The sequence below is a fragment of the Bradyrhizobium sp. SZCCHNR1043 genome, assembly GCF_032489675.1.
Taxonomy (GTDB): domain Bacteria; phylum Pseudomonadota; class Alphaproteobacteria; order Rhizobiales; family Xanthobacteraceae; genus Bradyrhizobium.
In genome coordinates this window covers 209,034-233,479 of the sequence record NZ_JAUEYN010000017.1, presented here as the reverse complement: position 1 = coordinate 233,479, position 24,446 = coordinate 209,034, and the positions used below count along the sequence as shown (strand labels likewise).

Below are 24,446 nucleotides of genomic sequence, written 5' to 3'. Positions count from 1 at the left end.
GCTGGGATCGTCTCGCTGCAATGCTTGAAGGCTATCTACTTGCAACCCAAAGCATAAAACCGGGAATCCCGTAGCCCACAAGGGGAGAGGGTGCACCGAATACGTAGCTCAAACTTTCTCGTTATCAAGTCCCTAAGCTCGCTCGCCGAAGCACCAGGCCAAGATGCCCTTCTGTGCGTGCAGGCGGTTCTCGGCTTCGTCGAACACGACCGACTGCGGGCCGTCGATCACCTCGTCGGTGACCTCCTCGCCGCGATGGGCCGGCAGGCAATGCATGAACAGCGCCTCCGGCTTGGCCAGCGACATCAGCTTGGAGTTGACCTGATAGGGCTTGAGCAAATTGTGGCGGTGCTCGCCATCCTTGTCTCCCATCGAGACCCAGGTGTCGGTGACGACGCAGTCGGCACCGGCGACAGCGACCTCCGGATCGTGGCCGAGATGGATGTCGGCCCGGGTGGCGCGGATGAAATCCTTCATCGGCTTGCCCGGCGACAACTGCGGCGGGGTAGCGACGTTGAGCCGGAACTTGAAGCGCTCGGCGGCATGCGCCCAGGAGGCCAGCACGTTGTTGTCGTCGCCGGTCCAGGCCACGGTGCGGCCCTCGATCGAGCCGCGATGCTCCTCGAAGGTCATCACGTCGGCCATCACCTGGCAGGGATGCGAGCGCCGGGTCAGGCCGTTGATGACTGGCACGGTGGCGTGCGCGGCGAGCTCGAGCAGCGCCTCATGGCTGAGGATGCGGATCATGATGGCGTCGACATAGCGCGACAGCACGCGCGCGGTGTCGGCGATGGTCTCGCCGCGGCCGAGCTGCATCTCGGTGCCGGTCAGCATGATCGCCTCGCCGCCGAGCTGGCGCATGCCGACGTCGAACGACACGCGGGTGCGTGTCGACGGCTTGTCGAAGATCATCGCCAGCACCTTGCCCTCGAGCGGCTTCTTCGCCGGCTCGCGCGCCTTCAAGGTCTTCTTCATCGCGCTGGACAGCGCCAGCACGTTGCGCAACTCCTCCACCGGCATCTCGGTGAGATCGAGGAAATGACGCGGCGTGTTGCCCATGGTCTTGCTCATGATGCGGCCGCCTGCTTGGCAGGCCCGCCCGACAGCGCCGCGCAGGCGCGATCGAGCATCTCGACCGATTGTTCGATTTCGGATTCGTTGACGATCAGCGGCGGCAGGAAGCGTACGACGTTGTCGCCGGCCCCCACCGTGAGCAGCTTCTGATCGCGCAGCGCCGCGACCAGATCGCCCGACGGCACCACCGCCTTGACGCCGATCAGCAGGCCCTCGCCTCGGATCTCGGAGATGACATCGGGATGACGATCGAGAACGGCACCGAGCTTCTGCTTCAACAGCAGCGACATCTTGCGGACGTGATCGAAGAAGCCGGGCGCCAGCATCACGTCGAGCACGGCGTTGGCCGCGGCGACCGCCAGCGGATTGCCGCCGAAGGTCGAGCCATGCGAGCCCGGCGTCATGCCCGACGCGGCCTCGGCCGTGGCGAGCACGGCGCCGATCGGAAAGCCGCCGCCGAGCGCCTTCGCCAGCGACATCACGTCCGGCGTGACGCCGAGCCAGCGATGCGCGAACAGATCGCCGGTGCGGCCCATGCCGGTCTGGACCTCGTCGATGACCAGCAACAAACCGTTGTCGTCGCAGAGCTGGCGCAGCGCCTTGTAGAACGGCAGCGGCGCGGTGCGCACGCCGCCCTCGCCCTGCACCGGCTCGACCAGGATACCGGCGGTGTGCGGACCGATCGCCTTCTTCACTGCTTCGATGTCGCCGAACGGAACCTGATCGAAGCCGTCCATCGGCGGACCGAAGCCGTCGAGATATTTGGCCGAACCTGTCGCGGCGAGCGTGGCGAGCGTGCGGCCGTGGAACGCGCCTTCGAACGTAATGATACGATAGCGTTCGGGATGTCCCTTGGCGGCGTGATATTTGCGCGTGATCTTGATCGCGCCTTCCATCGCCTCCGCGCCCGAATTGGCGAAGAATACGTAGTCGGCAAAGCTCTGCTCGCACAGCCGCGCGGCAAGGCGCTCGCCATCCGGGCTCTTGAACAGGTTCGACATGTGCCAGAGCTTGGCCGCCTGCTCCTGCAGCGCCTTGACCAGATGCGGATGCGCATGGCCGAGCGAATTGACTGCGACGCCCGAGGTAAAATCGAGATAACGGTCGCCATTGGTCGCGATCAGCCACGCGCCTTCGCCGCGCTCGAACGAAAGATCGACCCGGGCGAATACGGGGAGGAGATGCGTAGCGGCAACACTGGTCATGGCGGATCACATGAGCTGACGGGCCGGCCGAGACACGCGCCACGCGGCGCCATCGCGCATCAGGGACCCCACCCTGGAAAACAAAATGTGCCGCCTTTTCAAGGCGGCACGTGCATCTATTGTATGCGGGCAGCGGTGGGAGTCAACTACGCGTCAGCTGATGCATGGGGGGCCAGCCCGTGAGAATCGGACGCCTGACGCAGCTCGAGACACGCCACAGGGAACCACGGAATGTGTGGACTGCGGCCGCCGACTCTTGCGCGGGAGTCACGCCATATTGTAGCGTTTTCAACGTCGAGTACGACATCTCGTGCGGCAGTTCTGATCCCTCTCGAAGTTCTCTGAGTTTGCGTAACGTCCGGGTGCCTTGCGCGCGCCCGGCGAGGGACAAGGGATTCTGCCGCCAGGGATTTTCTTGAGACAGCATCGCAGCGCCGTCCCGGAATTGGCCGGCGCAACGCGAAGGGAAAGGTTCGATGACCGTATTGACCTGGTCCGACGATCGCGTCGAGCAACTGAAAAAACTCTGGGAAGCCGGACTGTCGGCCAGCCAGATCGCCGCGGAACTCGGAAACGTGACGCGCAACGCCGTGATTGGCAAGGTGCACCGGCTGGGCCTGTCCGGCCGCGCCAAGAGCCCGGCCACCGCGGCACCGCGCCAGCGCAAGGCGGCCCGCCCGGCACAGCCGATGATGCGGGTGGCGCGCCCGGTGGCGCGCGGCAACACGGCGCTCGCACAGGTTTTCGAGGTTGAGGCGGAGCCCGATCCGGTTGCATTCGACAACGTCGTGCCGATGAACCAGCGGCTGTCGCTGCTGGAGCTCAACGAGGCGACCTGCCACTGGCCGGTCGGCGATCCCTCGAGCGCGGATTTCTTCTTCTGCGGCGGCAAGGCGCTTTCTGGCCTGCCCTATTGCGCGCAGCATTCGCGCGTCGCCTATCAGCCCGCAGCCGACCGCCGCCGCCAGCCGGCGAAGTCGACCACGCGCTGAGCGGCCGGCGACCACGGCGGGCGATGAGGTGCTCCGCATCGCCTCGCGATGTCCGGCCTCTGTTCACGACGATCGATGATATGCGCCCGGCCTGCGCCGGGCCGCAAGATGCGCCCGCCCGTCAGGCGCGTGCTGCGGGCCTGGACTGCGGAAAGCAGGCCGTGAAAGCGGCGCCGTTGCGCGGCACGCTCTCGATCAGAAGCCGGCCGCGATGGCGGTTGAGGATGTGCTTCACCAGAGAGAGGCCGAGCCCGGTGCCGCCCTGCGCGCGGCTGTCGCCGACATCGACGCGATAGAAGCGCTCGGTCAGCCGCGGCAGATGCTCGGGCGCGATGCCGGGGCCGAAATCGCGCACCTTGACCCGGATCTCCGGCGCGTTCTCGGCGGAGACGGCCTGCTCCAGCGAGACGATCACGCGGCCGCCCGAGGCGCCGTATTTCAGCGCGTTCTCGATCAGGTTCTCGAACACGCGCAGCAGCTCCTCGCGGTCGCCGGCGATCGTCACCGGCGCCTCCGGCAGGCTGGTCTCGATCACCACCTGGCGCTCGCGCGCCAGCGACTCCAGCCCGTCGGTGACCTGGCGGATGATGGGGACGACGTCGACCATGGCGTGGGGCTGGACATGCGCCGACAGCTCGACCCGCGACAGCGACAGGAGATCGTCGATCAGCCGCGCCATGCGCGTCGCCTGGATGTGCATGATGCCGAGGAAGCGCTCGCGCGCCTTCGGATCGTCCTTGGCCGGCCCCTGCAGCGTGTCGATGAAGCCCGAGAGCGCCGCCAGCGGTGTGCGCAGCTCGTGGCTGGCATTGGCGACGAAATCGGCGCGCATCTCCTCGACCCGGCGTAGCGGGGTCAGATCGTGGAACGTCATCAGCATGCATTTGTCGGTGCCGCCGAACGCCGTCGGCACCGGCACCGGCGTGATGATCAGCTCCATCCAGCGATCGACCGGAACGTGATCGTGATAGGTGGCGCGGCGGATCTCGGTGGTGGCGATCGCCTCGCGCAGCGCGGTGATGATCTCCGGCGTGCGCAGCGCGAATTGGGCCAGTTCGCCCTTGCGCAAGGCAGGCGCGAGCTGCGCGGCGGCGGCGTTGAGGTGGATGACGCGGCCGGCGCGATCGAGCAGCACGGCGGGATCGGGGATGCCTTCGACCACCGCGCTCACGGCCGGCGCCTCGACCGGGTTGGCGTGGCGCTCCTCCTCCCGCTTGGCGACCGCGCCATGCAGCCGCCACGGCACCAGGGCTGCGGCGGCGATACACAGGAATACCGCCAGGGCGCGCAGCGGCAGCAGCTCGTCCAGCAGCACGAGCCCGGCAAGCGCGAGCGCCGCAGCCAGCAGAATGATCGCGGAATGGCGCAGCCGGTCCGGCCAGGGGGTGAAGATCGAGAGCGCCGTGTCGGAGGGAGCGTCGAGAGCCATCTCGTCCTACTGTTCCCTTGAGCTGGCGTCAGGCACCGGAATCGCTGCGCTTCCTCACAAAAGCGGCTTCGGGCGGGGGGCCCGGATCGAGGCTGAGCGCGGCCTGCCGCAGCCGTTTCGACCGCGTGCTGATGATAACCTCGCGAAACGTCAGCAAGATTACAGAAATGAGGAACGGCGCCAAATAATACAGCATCCGGAACAAGAGCATTCCGGCCAGCAGCTCCTCGCGGTCCATCTGCCACAGCCCGACCAGCATCGCGGCGTCGAACACACCGAGCCCGCCGGGGGAATGGCTGGCGAAGCCGAGCAAGGTCGCCGAGACGAAGATCACGGCCACGACGACGAAGCCGAGATTGGGCTCGTCCGGCACCAGCACATACATCGCGAGCGCGCAGAATCCGAGGTCGATGATGCCGATCGCGATCTGCAGCAGGGTCAGCGGGCCGCTCGGCAACACCACGGTCCACGGCCCGCGGCCGACCACGCGCGGCTTGGTCCATACCCAGGCGACATACCCCAACAGACCGACCAGGATCGCGATCGCCGCCATGCGGTTGGCCCAGGGCGGCAGCTGGTCGATCGAGGCCGCCGCCTCCGGATGATAGCTGATGCCGAGCCCGAGCACGGCGGCATTGCCGAGCCAGAACGTCAGGCCGGCGAGGAAGCAGATCTTGGCGACGTCGATGGCGTTCAGCCCATGGGCCGAATAGACGCGGTAGCGCACGGCACCGCCGGTGAAGACGCTGGCGCCGACATTGTGGCCGATCGAATAGCTGGTGAAGGCGGCCAGCGCATTGACGCGGTAGGGCACGTGGTCGTGGCCGATCGCGCGCACCGCGAACAGGTCGTAGAAGGTCAGCGTGAAATAGCCGGCGGCAACGAACAGCGCGGCGAGCGCGATCTGATGCGGCTCCGTGCTCTTGATCGCCTCGAGCACCTCGTAGGTGTCGATGCCGCGCAGCATGTGGTAGAGGACGTAGCAGGCGACCGCGATCACAGCGATGCTGATCAGCACGCCGAGCTTGTGCAGGACTTGCTTCTCGCGCAGGAACGTGGCCGCTCTGCGTATGGCTTCAAGCATCTACACCTCTCACCGTGATCCGATCACGACGGCCGGGGACGCCGCGCCCCGGAGGCCGCAGCGTCATGTGCGCATACAACGCCCTCGTAGCGCGTTTCGACGCATTGGGGAACACGGAGCGTGCGAACAAAAGCGTACACATGGATATACTTAGCAGGCTTTACGGAAATGCGATGCACCGTTTTGCCGCACATGAGGCAAGACATCAGGCAAAGACATCGGGCAAGCCATCATGCAGGACGGAGGGTCGGCGCACGCTCCCGGCCAGCCTGCAAACCCCAGGTTAAACTTCGGTGAGGAACGCGCATCTCCGGGCTTTCCGGAGCGTCCCAGGGCTCGGCGGGTCGGCATGGCTCAACGATAAGCACCGGCTGCGCGTTTGACAGGATCGCGCCTCGTCAAACCTTCGTGTCTCGCAGTTGCGATGACCCGGGCACACGGACGGCGGGGGCACCGCCGCAGTCTTGGCAGCAGTCTTGGCAGGTGGCGTCGGACGCAGACCGGCGGGCGGCCGCTTCAGGCCGCGGATTTCGTCCGCATGCTGCGGATCACCACCAGCGCCCGCAGCCAGGTGCCGATGGCGCAGCCGACGAGGTAGGGCACGAACATGATCAGCAGCAGCTCGAGCCAGTAGCCGGCCCGGCCGGGGATCAGGCAGGCCACGGCCGCCGCGACCAGGCCGGCGGCCAGCACCGCCAGCAGCCAGGTCAGCCAGCCCGACACGCGCGGGGCGCGATGCACCACGGCGACCCAGCCCATCGCCAGCCCGATGGCGAAGGCGCCGGCCAGCCAGCCCCAGTGAAAGGCAACGAGATAGGCCATGACGTTACCTCACCACGAATTCGATGCGGCGGTTCTGTGCCCGGCCGTCGGCGGTGTCGTTGGAGACGACCGGCTGGGTGCTGCCATAGCCGATCGGGGTGAAGCGGTCGGCCGGCAGTCCGGCCTTGACCAGATAATCGACCACGGCCTGGGCGCGCTTCTGCGACAGCACCTGATTGGCCGCGGGGTCGCCATCGGCATCGGTGTGGCCGATGATCTCGACATTGGCGGAGGGGCAGCGGAACGCGATCTCGACGAGGCGGTCGAGCAGACCGGTGGAATCCCTGTCGAGGTCGCTGCGGCTGGTCTCGAATCGGATCTTCGCCTTGCCGAGCAGGTCGGAGAACAGCTGCTGGCACACCGTGGGATCGACCGGGGCAGCTGCCGGCTTCACCGTGATGTCGGCCTTCACCTGCCAGCCCTGCGGGACATCCTTGGCGAGCCCGGTCCGGATCTGGGCGGCGGCGGCGTCATAGAGCGCGTCGCCGGAGATCTTGATGTCGCGGTCGGACACCACCAGCGTGCCGGTCGACAGCCGCGACAAGGCGCCCAGCGCCGGCACCACCGCATTCACGAAGTTGGTGGGCGCACCGATGCTGTTCTTGAGATTGTCCACGACCTTCTCGCTGAAGAATTTCCGCGATGAAGAGCCGACGACGACGGCGTGGATGTTCTCGTCGGGAACGTTGCCGGCGAGCGTCACGGTGACCGCGACCGGGTCCTTGTAGGCCTGGAAGATGTAGGGTGGCGCCTTGACCTCGTTGCTGGCGACCTTGAAGCCGTCCGGCAGCTTGCCGAGCGCGGCTGCGATCGCCTCGCGGCCGCCGAGCTCGCGTGCCATGCCGGACAATGCGACCTCGCCATCGGAGATCGTGAACTTGCCGTCCTTCAGCCTGCCGATCTGGCCGATCAGCAGCAGCGCCGCATCCTCGAAGCGCGTTGGCGCGCCGCGCGCCAGGCCCATCTGGTCAGCGACCTCCACGCCCGGCAGCGCCGCCCGCGTCGCGTCCATCAGCCTGCCCTTCAAGGCGGGCAACGGCGCATTGCCGCCCAGCGTCACCCGGACGACGTCGCGTTCGGCCGACCAGACGAAGGGCTTGGCCTCGGCGACCAGCCGCGTCTCGTCGTTGACGAGCCGCACGCCGGCCACGCCGTCCACCGCAGCGACCGCATCGCGGCGTCCAGCCTCGGAAAATGCATTGGCGCGCAGCGAGACATCGCGGCCATCCACCGTGATGCTTGTCCTGTCGAGCACGGCCCCCTTCAGGACGGCCGAGCTGCGGCCTGCGAGATCATTCTCCAGGGGAACGGTGCTGGTCCAGGCCGCGAGGCCCCAAAGCACGATCAGCGGGAGGACGCCAGGCCACCATTTCCCGCTCCACCTGAAAAGTCCACGCATTCGTCATCCGTCGCATCGAGGAAGCAGAGAGAAAACAAACCCTTGCATGCCTGTCAAACCGGAAATGAGGCGCGCCGCACGGTACGTTGCGACCGCAGGCTAAGGCTTTCTTCAATCATTCGTCGGTAACCTTGTCCCGACACTCACCGGGCCGCATATTTCAGATGAGGCGATTTCGCAAAACCTTTATCCGTGCCGGCCTGGAAGCGCTGTATCTGAGCGGCGCGCATGTCTGGCTGCGCCCGATCTTCTCGGGCGTGGGAGCGATCTATACGCTGCATCATGTGCGGCCGCACCACGACGCCGATTTCCAGCCCAATTGTCACCTCGAGGTCACGCCGGATTTCCTGCGCGAAATGTTGTCGCACCTGCGCGACAACGACATCGAGATCATCACCCTCGACGAGTTGCACAGCCGGCTGGTGGCGAAGGACTTCTCGCGCCGCTTCGCCTGCTTCACCTTCGACGACGGCTATCGCGACAATCGCGACTTCGCGCTGCCTGTCATGCGCGAGTTCGATGCGCCGTTCACCATCTATGTGACGAGCGATTTCGCATCGGGACTGGGCCGGCTCTGGTGGGTGACGCTGGAGCGGCTGGTCGCGAAGGCGCAAACGATCGACATCGAGATCGGCGGGCTGTCGCTGCAGCTCGATGCATCGACGCCGGCAGCCAAATGCGTGACGTTCCAGCGCCTGCACGATTGGCTGCGCGCACTGCCGGGCGAGCACGACGTCCGGCGTGAGATCAGCGCGCTGTGCGCGCGCTACGACGTCGACGAGGCCTCGATCTGCCGTGAGCTCTGCCTGTCCTGGGACGAGCTCCGGGCGCTGTCGACTGAGCCATTGATCTCGATCGGCGCGCATTCGATCAGTCACTGCAATCTCGCCAAGCAGACCGAGGAGACGGCGCGCATCGAGATCGCCGACAGCCGTGCCCGGATCGAGAACGAGTTGCAGCGGCCGGTGCTACACATGGCCTATCCCTACGGCGACCGCGCCGCCGCCTCCCAGCGCGAGTTCGTGCTGGCGGCCGCGACCGGCTACAAGACCGCTGTCACCACCCGCCCCGGCATGATCTTCGCCGAGAGCGCCGATCATCTCACGGCCCTGTCGCGTGTCTCGCTGAACGGCCACTACCAGGACGCCCGCGTGCTGCCGGTGCTGACCTCGGGCGCGGCCACCGCGATGTGGAACGGCTTCCGCCGCATCGACGCGGCATAGCCCCGCCATAACGTTCCCCCGATTGAATTGCGGCGAATTCGTGCGACTGCGTCTCACTTGACGTGCTGGCGCGTCCCGCTCACAAGCGCGCATGACATAAGGAAAGGGAGGCTTCATGCTCAGGAACTTGTTCTCACTCGAAGGACGCATCGCGCTCGTCACCGGCGGCTCGCGCGGCATCGGCAAGATGATCGCATCCGGCCTGCTCGCGCATGGCGCGGCGAGGGTCTACATCACCGCGCGCAAGGCCGGCCCCTGCGAGGCGACCGCCAAGGCACTGACGACGGAATATGGCGGCGAATGTGTCGCGCTGCCGATCGACATTTCGACGATGGCCGGCATCGAGACGCTCGCGAGCGAGATCAAGAAGCGCGAGCCCAAGCTCGACATCCTCGTCAACAATGCCGGCGCGGCGTGGGGCGCCGACTTCGACGAATTCCCGGAGAGCGGCTGGGACAAGGTGATGAACCTCAACCTCAAGACGCCGTTCTTCCTGACCAAGGCGCTCGCAGCTCCCTTGCGTGCGGCGGCCAGCGCCGAACGGCCCGCAAAGGTCATCAACATCGCCTCGATCGACGGCATCTTCGTCAACCCGCTCGAGACCTATTCCTATGCGGCGAGCAAATCCGGCTTGATCCATCTGACGCGGCGCATGGCGGCCAAGCTGATCAAGGACCACGTCGTGGTGACCGCGATCGCGCCCGGACCGTTCAAGTCCGACATGAACAAGGCCGCGCGCGACAACGCCGACGAGGTCGCCTCGCGCGTGCCCGCCGGGCGCATCGGCACCGACGAGGACATGGCGGGCACAGCGATCTTCCTCGCCTCGCGCGCGGGCGACTACGTGGTGGGGAATACGATCGCGGTCGATGGCGGTATCGTCTACGCAAATCCGGGGATTCCGGGCGCGGGCTGGGATAGTTGAGAAGGGCGAATAGCGAATAGCGAATAGCGAATAGCGAATAGCGAATAGCGAATAGCGAATAGCGAATAGCGAATAGCGAATAGGCTACTTCCCCTATTCGCTACTCGCAACTCGCTATTCGCCTCTCATCAAGTCTCGATCTTCACGTACTCGAAGTCACCCGGCTTGTTGTCGATGCCGACCTTCGGGGGCGCGATCCACGACGCGTACTCACCGATCTCGGTGACCGGCTTCATCAATGAGGAGATGTAGGCGCCGTCATCGGTCGAGGGCAGCCAGTCGCTCTTGCGCTTGGCCCAGGTCCCCTCGTCGATCAGGATGCCGTCGGGCGTCGCATGGACGTCCTTGAACTCGCCGATGGCGCGGTGGAAGGCGGTATGCGGCAGCTTGAGCTGGAAGTCGTAGCCGGCGGTGCTGACGATCTTGTTCCAGCGCAACAGGCCCTTGACGCAGTCCTGCGAGTAGTCGTCGCGCAGGCGCATGTTGAGCGCGGTCAGCGCCGGCTCGTCGACCCGCTTGATCTCGCCGTCGACCAGCTTGAGCACCGGATAGGTCGCGTTCTTGAGCTGGTGATCGTCCTGGATCTGGCTCTCGTGATAGCGGCCCTTGATGCCGGCATTGAAGGCGTTCGCAGCGTTGGTCGAGACCTCCGAGCCGAACAGGTCGAGCGACAGCGTGTAGTGCAGGTTCAGCTTCTTCTGGATCGTCGGCAGATCGATGACGCCGAGCGCGCGGACCTTGGCGATGTCGGTGGGATCATCTATCCTGGCGGCCCGCATCGCCTCGACGGTGCGCTGGATGACGCGGCCGACGCCGGTCTCGCCGACGAACATGTGGTGCGCCTCTTCGGTCAGCATGAAGCGGCAGGTGCGCGACAGCGGGTCGAAGCCGGACTGCGCGAGCGAGTGCAGCTGCATCTTGCCGTCGCGGTCGGTGAAGTAGGTGAACATGAAGAACGACAGCCAGTCCGGCGTCTTCTCGTTGAAGGCGCCGAGCATGCGTGGGGAATCCGCGTCGCCCGACCGGCGGCGCAGCAGCTCGTCGGCCTCCTCACGGCCGTCACGGCCGAAATATTTCTGCAGCAGATAGACCATCGCCCAGAGGTGGCGACCCTCCTCGACGTTGACCTGGAACAGGTTGCGCATGTCGTAGAGCGACGGCGCGGTCTTGCCGAGATGGCGCTGCTGCTCGACCGAGGCCGGCTCGGTGTCGCCCTGGATCACGATCAGGCGGCGCATCAGCGCGCGGTATTCGCCGGGCACCTCCTGCCAGGCCGGCTCGCCATAATGCTCGCCGAACGGAATCTTGCGGTCTTCCTCCTGCGGAGCCAGCAGGATGCCCCAGCGATAATCCGGCATCTTGACGTAGTCGAACTTGGCCCAGCCGCGCGGATCGACCGAATAGGCCGTGCGCAGGTAGACGAGCGACTGCTGGAAGCCGTCGGGACCCATGTCGTTCCACCAGTCGACATAGCCGGGATGCCAGCCTTCCAGCGCCTTGAGGACCTGGCGGTCCTCGGCGAGATTCACGTTGTTCGGAATCTTGGTCGAGTAGTCGACGTTCATGATGTTCATGTTCATGGAGACCTCCCGGGGGCTTTGATCTGTTGGATGCGAGTAGCGAATGGCGAGTAGCGAATAGGGGTTCCAGACATCCTTCCCTGTTCGCTATTCGCCACTCCCTATTCGCTCCCCTTACACTCGCGTCATGTCGTATTGCGGCCGCTCGCCGGTGCCGTAGCGCCGGAGCGCGCCCTCCTCGCCGACCGCGTTGGGGCGCTGGAAGATCCAGTTCTGCCAGGCGGTGAGGCGGGCGAAGATCTTCGATTCCATCGTCTCGGGGCCGGCGAAGCGCAGATTGGCTTCGAGACCCGTGAGGCTGTCCGGCGAGAAGCTGGCGCGCTCCTCGAGGAAGACGCGGATCTCGTCCTCCCAGTCGATGTCGTCGAGCGCGAAGGTGACGAGGCCCAGCTCCTCGGCCTCATCGGCCTCGAGCGGCTTGCCAGTCTGCGCGCGGACACGCTCGAGATCGCTGGGATCCGCGAGGAAGCGCGACTCCAGTCGCGTCAGGCCGTGACTCATCGGATAGGGGCCGAAATTCATCGCCGACAATTCGATCGCCGGCGCCGGACGGTTGTCGCCCTGGATGGTGCCGATCAGCATGTAGGAGCGGTCGGAGGCGAACACGAGCTCGGCGAGTGTGCCGGCGAAGCAGGAGCCGGGCTCGACCAAGGTCACCAGCGTCCGCGACGTGACGTCGATGCGCTTCAGCACGCGCTTCCAATAGTGACGGATCTCGTTGACCAGCCAATGCGCCTTGTTGGCCTCCAGGAAGGCGTCATGGGCCAGCACCTGGGCGCGCTCGCCATGCGACTTGAACACCAGCATGGCGATGCCGAGCTCGTTGATGCGCAGATGCAGGATGGCATCATCCAGCTCGCGCGCAACCTGCAGCGGCCAGAACGATGCGCCCTGCGCGATCATGCCGTCGATGTCGGCGGGCGGTGCGGCTTCGGGGGCCGAGATCGTGATCGTGGCGATGCGGGCGGCGCGATCGATGTCGACGTTGACGAAGCCGTAGCGCACGCTCGACGCATCGATCACGCGCTTGAGCGGCGTGAGCGCAACGCCCTTGCCGCGGCCGTTGCGCTTGGAGGCGGCCGCGAACTCCTTGGCGCGCTCGGCCACCTTGGCATCGACCTTGGAGTTCGCCGCGATCTCATCGACCAGCCGCCACTGCACGGCGCGCTTGCCCTTGACCCCCTCTTCCGTCGTGCAGAACGCATCGGCGCGATCGCGGCGCACCTTGCGCTTGTCGACGACGCGCGTCAGGCCGCCGGTGCCCGGCAGCACGGCGAGCAGCGGAACCTCCGGCAGCGACACCGAGGACGATCCGTCATCGGCGAGGATGATGTGGTCGGTGGCGAGCGCGAGCTCATAGCCACCGCCGGCCGCTGTGCCGTTCACCACGGTAATGAAGCGCTGGCCGGAATTCTCGCTGGAATCCTCGAAGCCGTTGCGCGTCTCGTTGGTGAACTTGCAGAAGTTCACCTTGTGGGCATGGGTGGCGCCCGCGAGCATGCGGATGTTGGCGCCGGCGCAGAACACACGCGGCTTGGCCGAGCGCAGCACGACCACCTTCACCTCGGGGTGTTCGAAGCGCAGCCGCTGCACGGCGTCCGCCAGCTCGATGTCGACACCTAGATCATAGGAATTGAGCTTGAGCTGGTAGCCCTCGAACAGGCCACCATTCTCGTCGACGTCCATGGCGAGCGTCGCCACCTCGCCGTCGATCGAGAGCTTCCAATGTTTGTAGCGGGAGGGATCGGTCTGAAAATCGATGAACGTCTTGCCTCCCGCGAGCACGCGGTCTTCCCCGGCCATGAGTCACCCTTCGTTGGAGTGCTTATCGTTGAGATGCACAATAATTCATGTTTTGACCGACGTCTACGACAAAAAGCCGAAACATGCACTTTGTTTCATGTTCGTGATGCCGGGGCCGGCAAGGTCGCGGCCGCGAACTCGGCGATGACCCGCAAGGTGGCGTCAGGCGACTCGCGATGCGGGGAATGGCCGGTCTTGGGAAGCATCGTCACCTCGACCGGGCAGTAGCACTCCTCCTGGATGATCTCGACCTGGCGGATGGTACCGTACTGGTCGTCGATGCCCTGGATCACCGCGACGGGGACGCGGATGTAGGCGAGGTCGCCGGTGATGTCCCAGGCCCGGAATGCCGGATCGAGCCAGGCGCCGTTCCAGCCATGGAACGCGTTGTCGACGTCCTTGTGCCAGCGTCCGAGCTTGGCGCGCAGCTCCGTGGTTTCGTAAATGGTCTTGATAGCGGCGATCGACGCGACCGAGACGTCCTCGACGATCACGTGCGGGGCGATCAGCACGACACCGTCGAGGCGATGATCGGCGCGGCCGCCGGCGTAGATCGCCGCGATCGAGGCGCCATCGGAATGGCCGACGAGGAGACCGCGCTGGAAGCCGATCGCATCAAGTAGCTTCGGCAGCACATCGCGGGCCTCGCGTTGCATGTAGTCGAGCGGCCGCGGCAGCGTCACCGGGCTTGAGGCGCCGTAGCCGGCGCGCGAATTGGCGAACACGGAGGCGCCGGTCGCGGCTTGGAGCTTGTCGGGAAAATCGCCCCACAGGCCGACCGAGCCGAGGCCCTCATGCAGCAGCACGATGCATGGCGCGTCGGATGGCTGCGGACCGATCAAGCGATATTCGAGTTGAGCGGTGTCGATGGTGAGGAAGCCTGATGCAGCTAGCGCCATCGCGACCGCTCCGTCTGCACGTGATGTAAAATGCTCCCGCAGCTCGCTCCCTCGTTACCTCCCCCCTTGTGGGGGAGGGCTAGGGAGGGGGGTAAGCCACACGCACCGGCGCGCGTGGTACCCCCCTCTCCACCTCTCCCCCACAAGGGGGGAGAGAGCCGAGCGGAGTTCGCGGCGATGAGTTGCGTCACCATGCACATATCCCGGCCCCGTCATTCCGGACGGCGCAGCGAAGCTGGGCCGATCCGGAATCTCGAGATTGTCTGTCGCTTGATCTCACCCACGTCGAGCTTCCGGGTTCGCGACTGCGGCGCGCGCGGGAATGACAGCCAATGACAGCTAATGTGCCCCCTCGCGCAGCTTGAAGCGCTGGATCTTGCCGGTCGCGGTTTTCGGCAGGCTGTCCACCACCTCGATCCAGCGCGGATATTTCCACGGGCCGATCTTCTGCTTGACGTGTTCCTTCAGTGCCTCGTGCAGGGTCGAGCGATCGACGCTCGGGCGCAGCACGACATAGGCCTTGGGCTTCAACAGGCCCTCCGGATCGGCTTCCGGCACCACGGCCGCTTCGAGCACGGAGGGATGCGTGATCAGGGCGCTCTCGACCTCGAACGGCGACACCCAGATGCCGGAGACCTTGAACATGTCGTCGGAGCGGCCGCAGAAGGTGTAGCGCCCATCGGCGTCGCGGACATATTTGTCGCCGGTGCGCGTCCAATAGCCCTCGAAGGTCGAGCGGGTCTTGTGGCGCTGATTCCAGTAGCCCTCACCGGCGGACGGTGCATGCACCAGCATCTCGCCGACCTCGCCGTCCGGCACGTCCTGGCCGGCCTCATTGACAAGACGAACCTGATAGCCCGGCACAGGGCGCCCCGATGAGCCGTATTTGATGTCCCCGGGCGCGTTGGACAGGAAGATATGCAGGAGCTCGGTCGAGCCGACGCCATCGAGAATGTCGACGCCGAACCGCGCCTTCCAGGCATTGCCGACCGATTCCGGCAGCGCCTCCCCGGCCGAGGTGCAGATGCGCAGAGCGCTGCCGGCCTTCTCATGGCGCAGCGACTCATCGTGCAGCATCGCGGCGAACAAGGTCGGCACGCCGTAGAAGATGGTCGGATTGTAGCGGTTGAGGAGCTTGAACATCAGCGCCGGCGTCGGGCGCTCGGAGTTGAGGATCGTGGTTGCGCCGACCGACAGCGGGAAGGTCAGCGCATTGCCGAGGCCATAGGCGAAGAACAGCTTTGCGGCTGACAGACAGACATCGCTCTCGCGGATGCCGAGCACTTGGCTGGCATAGGTCTCGGCCGTCGCGGCGAGATTGCCGTGCAGATGGCGCACGCCCTTGGGCATGCCGGTCGAACCGGATGAATACAGCCAGAACGCAGGCTCATCCTCGTGGGTCGCGACCGTGTCGAACTGATCGCTCTCGCGCGCGAGCTCCTCGGTGAGCAGCTTGTGGCCGAAGGCATTGGCGCCGGACACGACGACGCAATCGAGATCCGGCATCCGGCCGACAATGTCCTTCACGACCGGATACAGCGCCTCGGACACGAACAGCACGCGGGCGCGGCAGTCCGCGAGCACATAGGCGTATTGCTCCGAGGTCAGCAGCGTGTTGAGCGGCACCGGGACGACGCCCGCGCGCATCGCGCCGAGAAACACCGCGGGGAAATCCACCGTGTCGAGCATGATCATCGCCACGCGCTCCTCGCGGCGGACGCCAAGGCGGCGCAGCATGTTGGCGACGCGGCAGGTCTGCTGTTGCAGACCGCGATAGGTCAGCTCCGAGACCGTGTCCGTGTAGGCGAGCTTGTCGCCGCGCCCCGCCTCGACATTGCGGTCAAGCAACCACGATACCGCATTGTACGACTTCACGGCATTCTCCCCGGATTTTTGAATTATAATTCATACAAGGCCATCAACGTCGCTTGCTGTCAATCCTCCTCGGCATTATGTTTCCTGGTCAAAAGAGTACCATAGGGATATGACGCCACACAGCGATGCCCCGCGCGACGACGGCCAGTCCGCGGCCGAGACCGATTTCCTCGACCAGCTGGGCCAGCGGGTGCGGCGGATGCGCGGGCTCGCCGGCATGTCGCGCAAGGTGCTGGCCGAGGTCTCCGGGATTTCCGAGCGCTACATCGCCCAGCTCGAAAGCGGCAAGGGCAATGTCTCGATCGTGCTGCTGCGCCGGATCGCCAATGCGATCAACGCGCCGCTCGACGACATCATCCCCGGCGGCGAGCCATCGCCGGACTGGCCGGTCATTCGCGATCTCCTGAAGAAGGCGAGCCCGAGCCAGATCGCGGAGGTCAAGGAGCTGCTTGCCGGCAGCGCATCGGCGCCGCTGCGGCGTTCGTTCTCAGGCATTGCGCTGATCGGCCTGCGCGGCGCCGGCAAGTCGACGCTGGGCAAGATGCTGGCGGAGCGGATCGGCTGGAGCTTCGTCGAGCTGAACAAGGAGATCGAGCGGCAGAACGGGCTTTCGGTTGCCGAGATCATCGCGCTCTACGGCCAGGAAGGCTTTCGCCGCATGGAGCAGGCCGCCCTGGTGCAACTGCTCGCGCGCAAGAAGCCGATGGTGCTGGCGACCGGCGGCGGCATCGTCTCCGAGCCGGTCACCTTCGACCTGATCCTGACCTCGTTCTACACCATCTGGCTCAAGGCCGAGCCGGAGGAGCACATGGGGCGTGTGCGCAAACAAGGTGACCTGCGCCCGATGGCCGACGACCGCTCGGCGATGGCCGAGCTGCGCAACATCCTGGCGAGCCGCGAGCCGCTGTACGCAAGGGCCAATGCGGTGGTCGATACGGCGGGGCTGTCGGTCGAGGCGGCCGCTGTGCGGCTGAGCGATGCCGTGCAGCCGGTGCTGACGGGCGACGCCCGGATGTTCGCGCGGGCGTGAGACGTCGTGCGACTTCGATCGCGCCGCAAGCGTCCGGTACGCATTAACCACCACCCACATTTCAATACCGGCGAGACTCGCCACACACCCTCCGATTGCTTAATCAATCGTTAAGTCACTGGAGGACGTGGGATGCAAAATCGTCGTCGTGAGGCTCGCCAGCGCGTCTACTATGGCGGCGTGCTGACCTTCAATTCAGGCTGCTCGACGCTGGCCTGTGTCGTGCGCAATTTCAACCACCGCGGCGTCAAGGTCGAGCTCGAGGGCAGCGTGCTGCTGCCGGACCGCGTCGAGATCAGCATCGAACGGCGCGGATGGTCACGACCGGCGCAGATGGTGTGGCGCGACGGCGCGGGCGCCGGCCTCGCCTTCCATCACGACGATGGCGAGGTGATCGATCTCGAAACGGCGCGCGCCTTGCGCCTGCAGGAGCGCGCCAACAGGCAGCTCAAATCGCGCCTCGAGCAATTGCTCTCGGGGCACTGAGCAAATGTCCGAATCCTCGCAAGAGCACGACGACTGGCTGATCGCCTCCGATGCGCCGCCGCCGGTCGCGGCGCGCACCGCCGAGCGCCCGCGATCGCACTGGCTCCGGCGCGTCACGCTGCTGCTCGCCGCTCAATATGTCATCGTGCTGGTGATCGGCGTCGCCGCGGCCTCGACCGTGCGCGCATTCGTGCTGCCGGAAGTCACCGGTCGCTTCGAGGCCGTCGCAGCGGCGCTCAAGCGAACGCCGCTGCCTTGAGTTCTGAGCTGGTCACTCGATCTCCCGCAGCTCCGCATAGGTCAGCGGCAGCAGGCCGGTGCCGTCGAAATAGACAAAGCGCAGCCGGCGGCGGCGTGAGATGAAGTTCGACGGCAGCGGATCGTAGCGGAAGGTGCCGCCGCCGAGATGCGGCGTCAGGCTGCCGACATCGGTCAGCGCATCGATCTCCACCCGCAGCAGCTTGAGGCTGGCGCCGTCGCGCAGGATCTCGAACGGGACGCGCGCCAGCCGCAGGAAGCTGGTCGGATCGGGGGCGGCGATGAAGCCGTCGACGAAGGCGGCCTCGACCTTGTCGAGGTCGGGCTCGGTCACCGCGACCGGCTTGGCGCCCTCCGGCTGGTGCGGCGTCTGCCACTGCACCGGTGCGCGCCCGTGCGCATGGTTGTGCCCGGGGCCGTGCGGCGGATGGTCATGATGATGGTCGTGATCATGCGCGTGGTGATCATGGCCGTGATGGTGGTGATGATGTCGCATCGCGGGCCTCAATAGCTGACCGGCTTGTTGATGATGTGCTTGTGGCTGCCGAGCTTGCCGTGCGCGACCATCGAGCCGAGCGCCTCGACCACGACGCGGACGCCGATCAGCGCGGTGATGTCCGAGGTGTCATAGGGCGGCGAGACCTCGACCACTTCGAGGCCGCATAGGCCCTCGGCGGCGACGAGGCCGAGCAGCTTGAGCGCCTCGCGCGGCAGGAAGCCGCCGGGCTCGGGCCAGCCGGTGCCGGGCACGAAGCCGCAATCGATGGAGTCAACGTCGAACGAGATGTAGACCGCGTCGGCATCCTTCCAGGCCAGCTCGAGCGCGATCTCCGCCGTCTTCTCCAGGCCGATCTTCTCGATGTCCGCGATGGTCAGGACGTTGGTGTTGCGCTTGCGCGCGACCTCGACGCCCTCGCGCGGCACCTGCCAGCCGCCGATGCCGAGCTGCACCAGGTTGGTCGGCGAGACGTTCGGCAAATTGGTCGCCCAGTACCAGGGCGTGGTGTGCATGCGCTCGTCGAGATCCTTCTCCTGGATGTCGATGTGACGGTCGAAATGGATGATGCCGATGCGCTTGTCGGTACACTGCGCGATACCGCGCACGCAGGGGAATCCGATCGAATGGTCGCCGCCGAGCATGATCGGCAGCGCTCCGGACGAGAACACATGCGCGACGCCGCGGCTGATCTGGTCGAAGCTCTTTTCCAGATTGGCGGGAATGGTGAAGACATCGCCGGCATCGCACAAGGTCATCTGCTCGCGCAGGTCGACGCCGAGCTCGTAATTGTAGGGCGTGTAGAGCGCGGAGATGCGGCGGATGCCCTGCGGCCCGAAGCGCGTTCCGGGGCGATAGGTGGTACCGGAATCGAAGGGAATGCCGATCACGGCGGCGTCGTATTTGGCGACGTCGCGGACGTTCTCGACATAGGGCGCCTTCATGAAGGTGTTGATCCCGGCGAAATGCGGCAGCTCACCGCGCGCAAAGGTCGGGATCTCGCGATCGGTCAGGCTGTCGGCGCCGGGCAGGCCCATGTCGAGCGCCCATTGCCGCTCCTTGCGCCAACCATTGCTGGGCAGCTTGCCTTCGGCCTCCAGCGCCTGCCAGCCTTGGGTGGCCATCTTGTCGAAGTCCGGATGGTGGCGGCGCATGCTCTGGCGCTGCGGCTGCAAGCCGGCACGGCGTGACCTGCGCATGGATGGGAATGACATGAAGACTCTCCTTCGTTTCTTTCGACGTTTCTTGAACTGACTATTGCGCCGCCTGCACGCTGGCGCGGATGAAACCGAGCACGGGCACAGCGCTGTCGCGGGTGAGATCGAGGTCGTAGGTGATGCGCGCGCCGAACCGCTCCGGCGCCTGCGGATCCTTGCGCGGCCGGTCGAGTGCGATCAGCCGCGTGGCGAGGCCGAACGCCTCCTTGATGTCGTGGGTGACCATCACGATGGTCATGTTGTGCTCGCGCCACAGCGGCTTGATCAGCGAATGCATCTGGGCGCGGGTGCCGGGATCGAGCGCGCCGAAGGGCTCATCGAGCAGCAGCACGCGCGGCTGCTTCGCCAGTGCCTGCGCGATCGCCAGGCGCTGCTGCATGCCGCCGGACAACGCGCTTGGATATTTGTCGCGATGCTCGGCCAGGCCGACGGCCTCGATCAGCGCGAGGCTCTTCTCCATCGCCTCCTTGCGCGCCGACCCGAACAGCCGCGCCGTGAACGGGCTCGCCGCGAGCTCATAGCCGAGCAGCACGTTGCCGAGCACGGTCAGATGCGGAAACACCGAGTAGCGCTGGAACACGATGCCGCGGTCCGGCCCCGGCTCGGCCGGGAAAGGCTGGCCGTCGAGCAGCACGGCGCCTTGCGTCGGCTTCTCCTGGCCGAGGATCAGACGCAGAAAGGTGCTCTTGCCCGCGCCGGAAGGACCGACGATCGACAGGAAGGTGCCGGAGGCGATCTCGAGGTTGATGCGTTCGAGCACGACCTGGTTGCCGTACTCGACCCAGACGTTGCGGAACGACAGCGTGCTCATCAGCGCGCTCCGCCGTCATATGCCCAGGGGAACGCGCGCCGGCCGATCCACACCAAGGCCAGGTCGAACAGATAGGCGAGCAGCGTGATCCAGACGACATAGGGCAGGATCACGTCCATCGACAGATAGCGCCTGACCAGGAAGATGCGGTAGCCGAGCCCGACGTCGGAGGCGATGGCCTCCGCCGAGATCAGGAACAGGAACGCCGGGCCGATCATCAGCCGCAGGCACTTGATCAGGCGCGGCATGATCTGCGGCAACACGACACGGATCGCGACCTGCCAGGTCGAGCCGCCGAGCGTTTGCGCCTTGATCAACTGCTCGCGCGGCATGGCCTGCACCTCGAGTGAGAGATCGCGCACCAGTGTCGGCGTGACGCCGATGACGATCAGCACCACCTTGGACAATTCGCCGAGACCGAACACGATGAACAGAACCGGCAGCACCGCCATCGGCGGGATCATCGACAGCACCGCGACCAGCGTGCCGAAGCCGGCGCCGGCCACCGGCAGCAATCCGATGGCGAGTCCGAGCACGAGACCGATTGCGGCGGAAATGCCGAGCCCGAGCGCGAGGCGCTGCAGGCTCGCCGCCGTGTCGGACCACAGCACGTAGTCGCCGGAGCGGCGATCAGGCTCGGTCGCGAGCCGCTTGGAGGTCGCGACCATCTCGGAGACCGGCGGCAGCAGCTTGTCGTCGGGATTGTCCGCGCGCCGCTGCGCCGACCCGACCACGTAGATCAGCGCGATCAGCAGGAACGGCAACAGGGCCAGCAACAGCCGGCTGCCCCGGTTCGGAACGACGTTCATGGCACGCGGCATCGACAGACTCCGTCATTCCTCATTGAAAGGAGGCGCGCCAGCGCCGTCTCGAACCATGAGGCCCCGATCCGGGCGTCATTCTTCGAGACGCTTGCGCTCGCGCAAGCTCCTCAGGATGAGGGGAGACACTGGTTGCCCGGCGGGAACACGGTCAGAGCTTTCCTTCGGCCGCCATCTTCATGAAGGTCGGATCGAAGCGCAGCTTCACGTTGCTGGCCGAGCCCAGCGCCTTCGTTGGCGTGGAGATGCCGACCGCGTCCTTCGACTTCACCTTCTCGCCAAGCAGATTGTGATCGAAGCAGAAGGTGCGCACGAGATCCATGATCTTCGGCAGCTCCGGTCCGGTCATGAAGGCGAGCGCGTCCTTCGGCTCATAGTACATGAACGTGGTCTTGAGCTGGGCCTCGAAACCGGCGAGATCGGTGCCCGACAGCTTGGCCATCGCCTCGCGCGCGGCCTTGCCCTTCTCGCTCTGGTCCTTCATCAGCGCGATGGTCTCGTACCAGATGCCGGTCAGCGCCTTGCCGAGCTCGGGATTGTCCTTGAGCGTCGCACTGTTCACGACCAGGAGATCCTCGATCTCGCCGGGGATCTTGCTGGAGTCGAACACCAGCGTCGCGCCCGGCTCGGCCTTCACCTCCAGGAGTTGCGGATTCCAGGTCACGACCGCGGTGGTGTCGGGCGACTTCGCAGCGGCGACGATGTCGGCGTCGGAGGTGTTGACGGTCTTGATGTTCTTCTCGGACAGCTTCACGGTCTCGAGGCCGCGCGCCAGCAGATAGTGCGACACCGAGAGCTCGACGAGGTTGACCTTCTGGCCCTTGATGTCGGCCAGCGTCTTGCCTTTCTTCAGCACGACGCCGTCATTGCCGTTGGAATAGTCGCCCATGATGATGGCCGACGTGTCGACGCCGCCGGCAGCGGGGATGGTCAGCGCATCCATGTTGGTGACGGTGACGCCGTCGAACTTGCCGGCGGTGTACTGGTTGATCGACTCGACGTAGTCGTTGATCTGGGTGACCTTGATCGAGATGCCGTATTTGTCGGCCCATTTCTTGACGATGCCGGACTCGGCCGCATACGGCCACGGCATCCAGCCGACATAGATCGTCCAGGCGATATTGAATTCCTTCTTCTTCTCAGCTGACGCGGGCGACAGCGATGCGGTCGCCAGCGTCGATGCAGCGAGCAGTGCAACAAACAGATTTCGCGCTTTTCCCATGTCCAGTCCCTCATCGGTTTTCTGACCGCGGACTGGCATGAAGAACCTCGTGCCTGCCAAGCGCGGCCACTGAGGTCTCCCGGGTTTTTATCCCGCCGTGCACCAGGGCTCTCCCCTGGCGGCTGCTCTCGGACCAGCATTCTCGATGGAGAACCGGAACCCTAGCTGCCAACTCTGATCAACAAGGGGAGCAATCCGCATGCCAGGAAAAATGCTTGCGATTCAACGGAACCGGCGGCACGCTGTGCTCAAAAATCAGGCACTCAGAATTCTTCTTGGGCGATGTGGCGCGTCAGCCGACGCCGGTCATGCAACGACAGCATGAACCGTCCGGTGCACGGGGGCGACATCATCAGGCAGGCACGTCAGTCGCAGTGACTTGGAGTCTCGTTGATATGATCAGGTCTTCCGGGATCGCATTGGCAACCATTCTGGCTCTCAGCCTCGCCGCCGATGCAGCCTTCGCGCAGAGCGCGCCCGCTCCCGATGCGCCGGCGCAACCTGCTCCCGCCGCAAGCCCCACGCCGACAGCCACTCCCGCACCAGCCGCCTCGGCCGAGAAACCCGGCGACGCCAAGCCGGCCAGCGAGGCGACCGCGCCGAAGAAGACGCGGACGAGGACCAGCACGCGCAAGGAAGTCGAGGACTCCCTGCGCAGCGGCACGGTGCCGTCACGCTATCGCAGCCGGGTGCCGAAGGAGTACCAGAAGTACATCCCGTTCCATCGCTGAGGTCTAGAGTGGCGGCGTCATTTTCACGATGATTCCGACGATCAGCATGAAGGCGAGACACAGCCCCGTCTCAAGGTCAGAATGAACAGACCAGAAGCCGCGCAGGCCGGCCACGGCCTTCTGTGGTGATTCGATTCGAATACGAGGTGCACGCATTTGTTCAACCTCTGATAAAAGGAAAAACAAACTACTACCCTGGAAAAATAATCCCGTCCAAGCCGCGCCTCAAGGCGAAAAATCAGCGCATGTCGGGGCAGCAATCAAAATCTACGCCCAACGCCCGACGCGATCTTGATTTGAGTCAATCCGCATCCACGTCGGAATAGCCGGCAGCGCGCCGCCCTCAAATACCCAGATAGCGGTGCTGCAGCTCCGGCTCGGCCATCAGTTGCTCCGACGTGCCGTGCCACACGGTGCGGCCACGCTCGATGATGTAGTGGCGGTCGCAGATGCGGGTCAGATGTCCGACATTCTTGTCGATCACCAGGATCGACTGCCCGCGCGATTTCAGCAGCGACAGGCAGTTCCAGATCTCCTCTCGGATCAACGGCGCCAGACCCTCGGTCGCCTCGTCGAGAATGAGGAGTTTCGGGTTGGTCATCAGGGCGCGGCCGATCGCCAGCATCTGCTGCTCGCCGCCGGAGAGCTGGTTGCCCATGTTGCTGCCGCGTTCGGCGAGCCGCGGAAACAGCGCGTGGATCTTGTCGAGCGTCCAGGGATCGGACGCGCCGAGCCGGTTGGTCGAGGCCGCCACGAGATTCTCGGTGACGGTCAGATTCGGAAAGATCTGCCGTCCCTCCGGCACCAGGCCGATGCCGAGCTGAGCGATCCTGTAGGACGGCAGCTTTCGTGTCTCCTGACCGCTGAAGCGGATCAGGCCGGCGCGCGCCTGGGTGAGACCCATGATCGAGCGGATCGTGGTGGTCTTGCCCATGCCGTTGCGGCCCATCAGCGAGACCATCTCGCCGGGACGGATCGCCAACGACAGGCCGAACAGGACCTGGCTCAGGCCGTAACAGGTCTCGATGCCGTCGACCTCGAGCAGCATGGCGCTTGTCCCCAGA

At 65.4% G+C, this 24,446-nt stretch carries 23 protein-coding genes and 1 riboswitch; of the genes, 7 read left to right on the top strand and 16 right to left on the bottom strand.

What is annotated here, in order from left to right; all coding sequences use genetic code 11:
• Positions 1-132 precede the first annotated feature (132 nt).
• A complete protein-coding gene (gene argF, locus QX039_RS28605; RefSeq protein WP_315717175.1) occupies positions 133-1,059 on the bottom strand; it encodes an ornithine carbamoyltransferase in 927 nt (308 codons plus the stop codon).
• Positions 1,060-1,067: 8 nt separating this feature from the next.
• On the bottom strand, positions 1,068-2,279 hold the full coding sequence (locus QX039_RS28600; RefSeq protein ID WP_315740512.1) for an aspartate aminotransferase family protein: 1,212 nt from the start codon (positions 2,277-2,279) through the stop codon (positions 1,068-1,070).
• A 476-nt stretch (positions 2,280-2,755) separates the two neighbouring features.
• Here QX039_RS28600 and QX039_RS28595 point away from each other — a divergent pair, with 476 nt between their 5' ends.
• A complete protein-coding gene (locus tag QX039_RS28595) occupies positions 2,756-3,271 on the top strand; it encodes a GcrA family cell cycle regulator (RefSeq protein ID WP_315717142.1) in 516 nt (171 codons plus the stop codon).
• 121 nt (positions 3,272-3,392) lie between these two features.
• Here the strand turns inward: QX039_RS28595 and QX039_RS28590 are convergent, their stop codons facing one another.
• The 4 genes from QX039_RS28590 to QX039_RS28575 form a co-directional block, all read right to left on the bottom strand.
• Positions 3,393-4,700, bottom strand: coding sequence for an ATP-binding protein (locus QX039_RS28590; protein ID WP_315740514.1), 1,308 nt, complete (start codon positions 4,698-4,700; stop codon positions 3,393-3,395).
• A 28-nt stretch (positions 4,701-4,728) separates the two neighbouring features.
• On the bottom strand, positions 4,729-5,784 hold the full coding sequence (locus QX039_RS28585; protein WP_315740515.1) for a lysylphosphatidylglycerol synthase domain-containing protein: 1,056 nt from the start codon (positions 5,782-5,784) through the stop codon (positions 4,729-4,731).
• Positions 5,785-6,300: 516 nt separating this feature from the next.
• A complete protein-coding gene (locus tag QX039_RS28580; RefSeq protein ID WP_315740516.1) occupies positions 6,301-6,606 on the bottom strand; it encodes a hypothetical protein in 306 nt (101 codons plus the stop codon).
• Between the two features lie 4 nt (positions 6,607-6,610).
• Positions 6,611-8,005 carry an OmpA family protein gene (locus QX039_RS28575; protein WP_315740517.1) on the bottom strand — a complete coding sequence of 465 codons (1,395 nt, stop codon included), beginning with the start codon at positions 8,003-8,005 and terminating at the stop codon, positions 6,611-6,613.
• A 164-nt stretch (positions 8,006-8,169) separates the two neighbouring features.
• Here QX039_RS28575 and QX039_RS28570 point away from each other — a divergent pair, with 164 nt between their 5' ends.
• Positions 8,170-9,228, top strand: coding sequence for a polysaccharide deacetylase family protein (locus QX039_RS28570; protein WP_315773687.1), 1,059 nt, complete (start codon positions 8,170-8,172; stop codon positions 9,226-9,228).
• Between the two features lie 115 nt (positions 9,229-9,343).
• Positions 9,344-10,153 carry an SDR family oxidoreductase gene (locus tag QX039_RS28565; RefSeq protein WP_315773689.1) on the top strand — a complete coding sequence of 270 codons (810 nt, stop codon included), beginning with the start codon at positions 9,344-9,346 and terminating at the stop codon, positions 10,151-10,153.
• Between the two features lie 128 nt (positions 10,154-10,281).
• Here the strand turns inward: QX039_RS28565 and boxB are convergent, their stop codons facing one another.
• The 4 genes from boxB to QX039_RS28545 all read right to left on the bottom strand — a co-directional run bounded on the left by boxB (position 10,282) and on the right by QX039_RS28545 (position 16,310).
• Positions 10,282-11,733 carry a benzoyl-CoA 2,3-epoxidase subunit BoxB gene (gene boxB / locus QX039_RS28560; RefSeq protein ID WP_315773691.1) on the bottom strand — a complete coding sequence of 484 codons (1,452 nt, stop codon included), beginning with the start codon at positions 11,731-11,733 and terminating at the stop codon, positions 10,282-10,284.
• Between the two features lie 114 nt (positions 11,734-11,847).
• Positions 11,848-13,536, bottom strand: coding sequence for a 2,3-epoxybenzoyl-CoA dihydrolase (gene boxC, locus QX039_RS28555; RefSeq protein ID WP_315773693.1), 1,689 nt, complete (start codon positions 13,534-13,536; stop codon positions 11,848-11,850).
• A gap of 95 nt (positions 13,537-13,631) precedes the next feature.
• Positions 13,632-14,435 (bottom strand): alpha/beta hydrolase, encoded by an 804-nt coding sequence (locus tag QX039_RS28550; RefSeq protein ID WP_315773694.1) that lies wholly within the window; start codon positions 14,433-14,435, stop codon positions 13,632-13,634.
• Between the two features lie 339 nt (positions 14,436-14,774).
• On the bottom strand, positions 14,775-16,310 hold the full coding sequence (locus tag QX039_RS28545; protein WP_315773696.1) for a benzoate-CoA ligase family protein: 1,536 nt from the start codon (positions 16,308-16,310) through the stop codon (positions 14,775-14,777).
• A 109-nt stretch (positions 16,311-16,419) separates the two neighbouring features.
• On the opposite strand from QX039_RS28545, the gene QX039_RS28540 reads away from it, so the two are divergent.
• From QX039_RS28540 to QX039_RS28530, 3 genes are all read left to right on the top strand, one after another.
• Entirely contained in the window at positions 16,420-17,340 is a 921-nt protein-coding gene (locus tag QX039_RS28540; RefSeq protein ID WP_315773697.1) for a helix-turn-helix transcriptional regulator, read from the top strand.
• 132 nt (positions 17,341-17,472) lie between these two features.
• Entirely contained in the window at positions 17,473-17,826 is a 354-nt protein-coding gene (locus QX039_RS28535; protein WP_315773699.1) for a PilZ domain-containing protein, read from the top strand.
• A 4-nt stretch (positions 17,827-17,830) separates the two neighbouring features.
• Positions 17,831-18,085 (top strand): hypothetical protein, encoded by a 255-nt coding sequence (locus QX039_RS28530; RefSeq protein ID WP_315773701.1) that lies wholly within the window; start codon positions 17,831-17,833, stop codon positions 18,083-18,085.
• A gap of 12 nt (positions 18,086-18,097) precedes the next feature.
• Here QX039_RS28530 and QX039_RS28525 read toward each other — a convergent pair whose 3' ends face one another.
• The 5 genes from QX039_RS28525 to QX039_RS28505 form a co-directional block, all read right to left on the bottom strand.
• Positions 18,098-18,466 (bottom strand): hypothetical protein, encoded by a 369-nt coding sequence (locus QX039_RS28525; protein ID WP_315773763.1) that lies wholly within the window; start codon positions 18,464-18,466, stop codon positions 18,098-18,100.
• Positions 18,467-18,588: 122 nt separating this feature from the next.
• Complete coding sequence (locus QX039_RS28520; RefSeq protein WP_315757653.1) at positions 18,589-19,794, bottom strand: agmatinase family protein; 1,206 nt, start codon at positions 19,792-19,794, stop codon at positions 18,589-18,591.
• Positions 19,795-19,834: 40 nt separating this feature from the next.
• Entirely contained in the window at positions 19,835-20,608 is a 774-nt protein-coding gene (locus QX039_RS28515; protein ID WP_315773702.1) for an ABC transporter ATP-binding protein, read from the bottom strand.
• Positions 20,608-21,429, bottom strand: coding sequence for an ABC transporter permease (locus QX039_RS28510; RefSeq protein ID WP_315773704.1), 822 nt, complete (start codon positions 21,427-21,429; stop codon positions 20,608-20,610). Before QX039_RS28510 ends, QX039_RS28515 begins: the two co-directional genes overlap by 1 nt.
• 151 nt (positions 21,430-21,580) lie before the next feature.
• Entirely contained in the window at positions 21,581-22,651 is a 1,071-nt protein-coding gene (locus QX039_RS28505) for a putative urea ABC transporter substrate-binding protein (protein WP_315740530.1), read from the bottom strand.
• A 74-nt stretch (positions 22,652-22,725) separates the two neighbouring features.
• Positions 22,726-22,827, bottom strand: a riboswitch (guanidine-I (ykkC/yxkD leader).
• 219 nt (positions 22,828-23,046) lie between these two features.
• On the opposite strand from QX039_RS28505, the gene QX039_RS28500 reads away from it, so the two are divergent.
• Positions 23,047-23,382, top strand: a complete 336-nt coding sequence (locus QX039_RS28500; RefSeq protein WP_315740531.1) for a hypothetical protein — start codon at positions 23,047-23,049, stop codon at positions 23,380-23,382.
• Positions 23,383-23,725: 343 nt separating this feature from the next.
• Here QX039_RS28500 and QX039_RS28495 read toward each other — a convergent pair whose 3' ends face one another.
• Positions 23,726-24,430, bottom strand: coding sequence for an ABC transporter ATP-binding protein (locus tag QX039_RS28495; RefSeq protein WP_315740627.1), 705 nt, complete (start codon positions 24,428-24,430; stop codon positions 23,726-23,728).
• Positions 24,431-24,446: the final 16 nt, after the last annotated feature.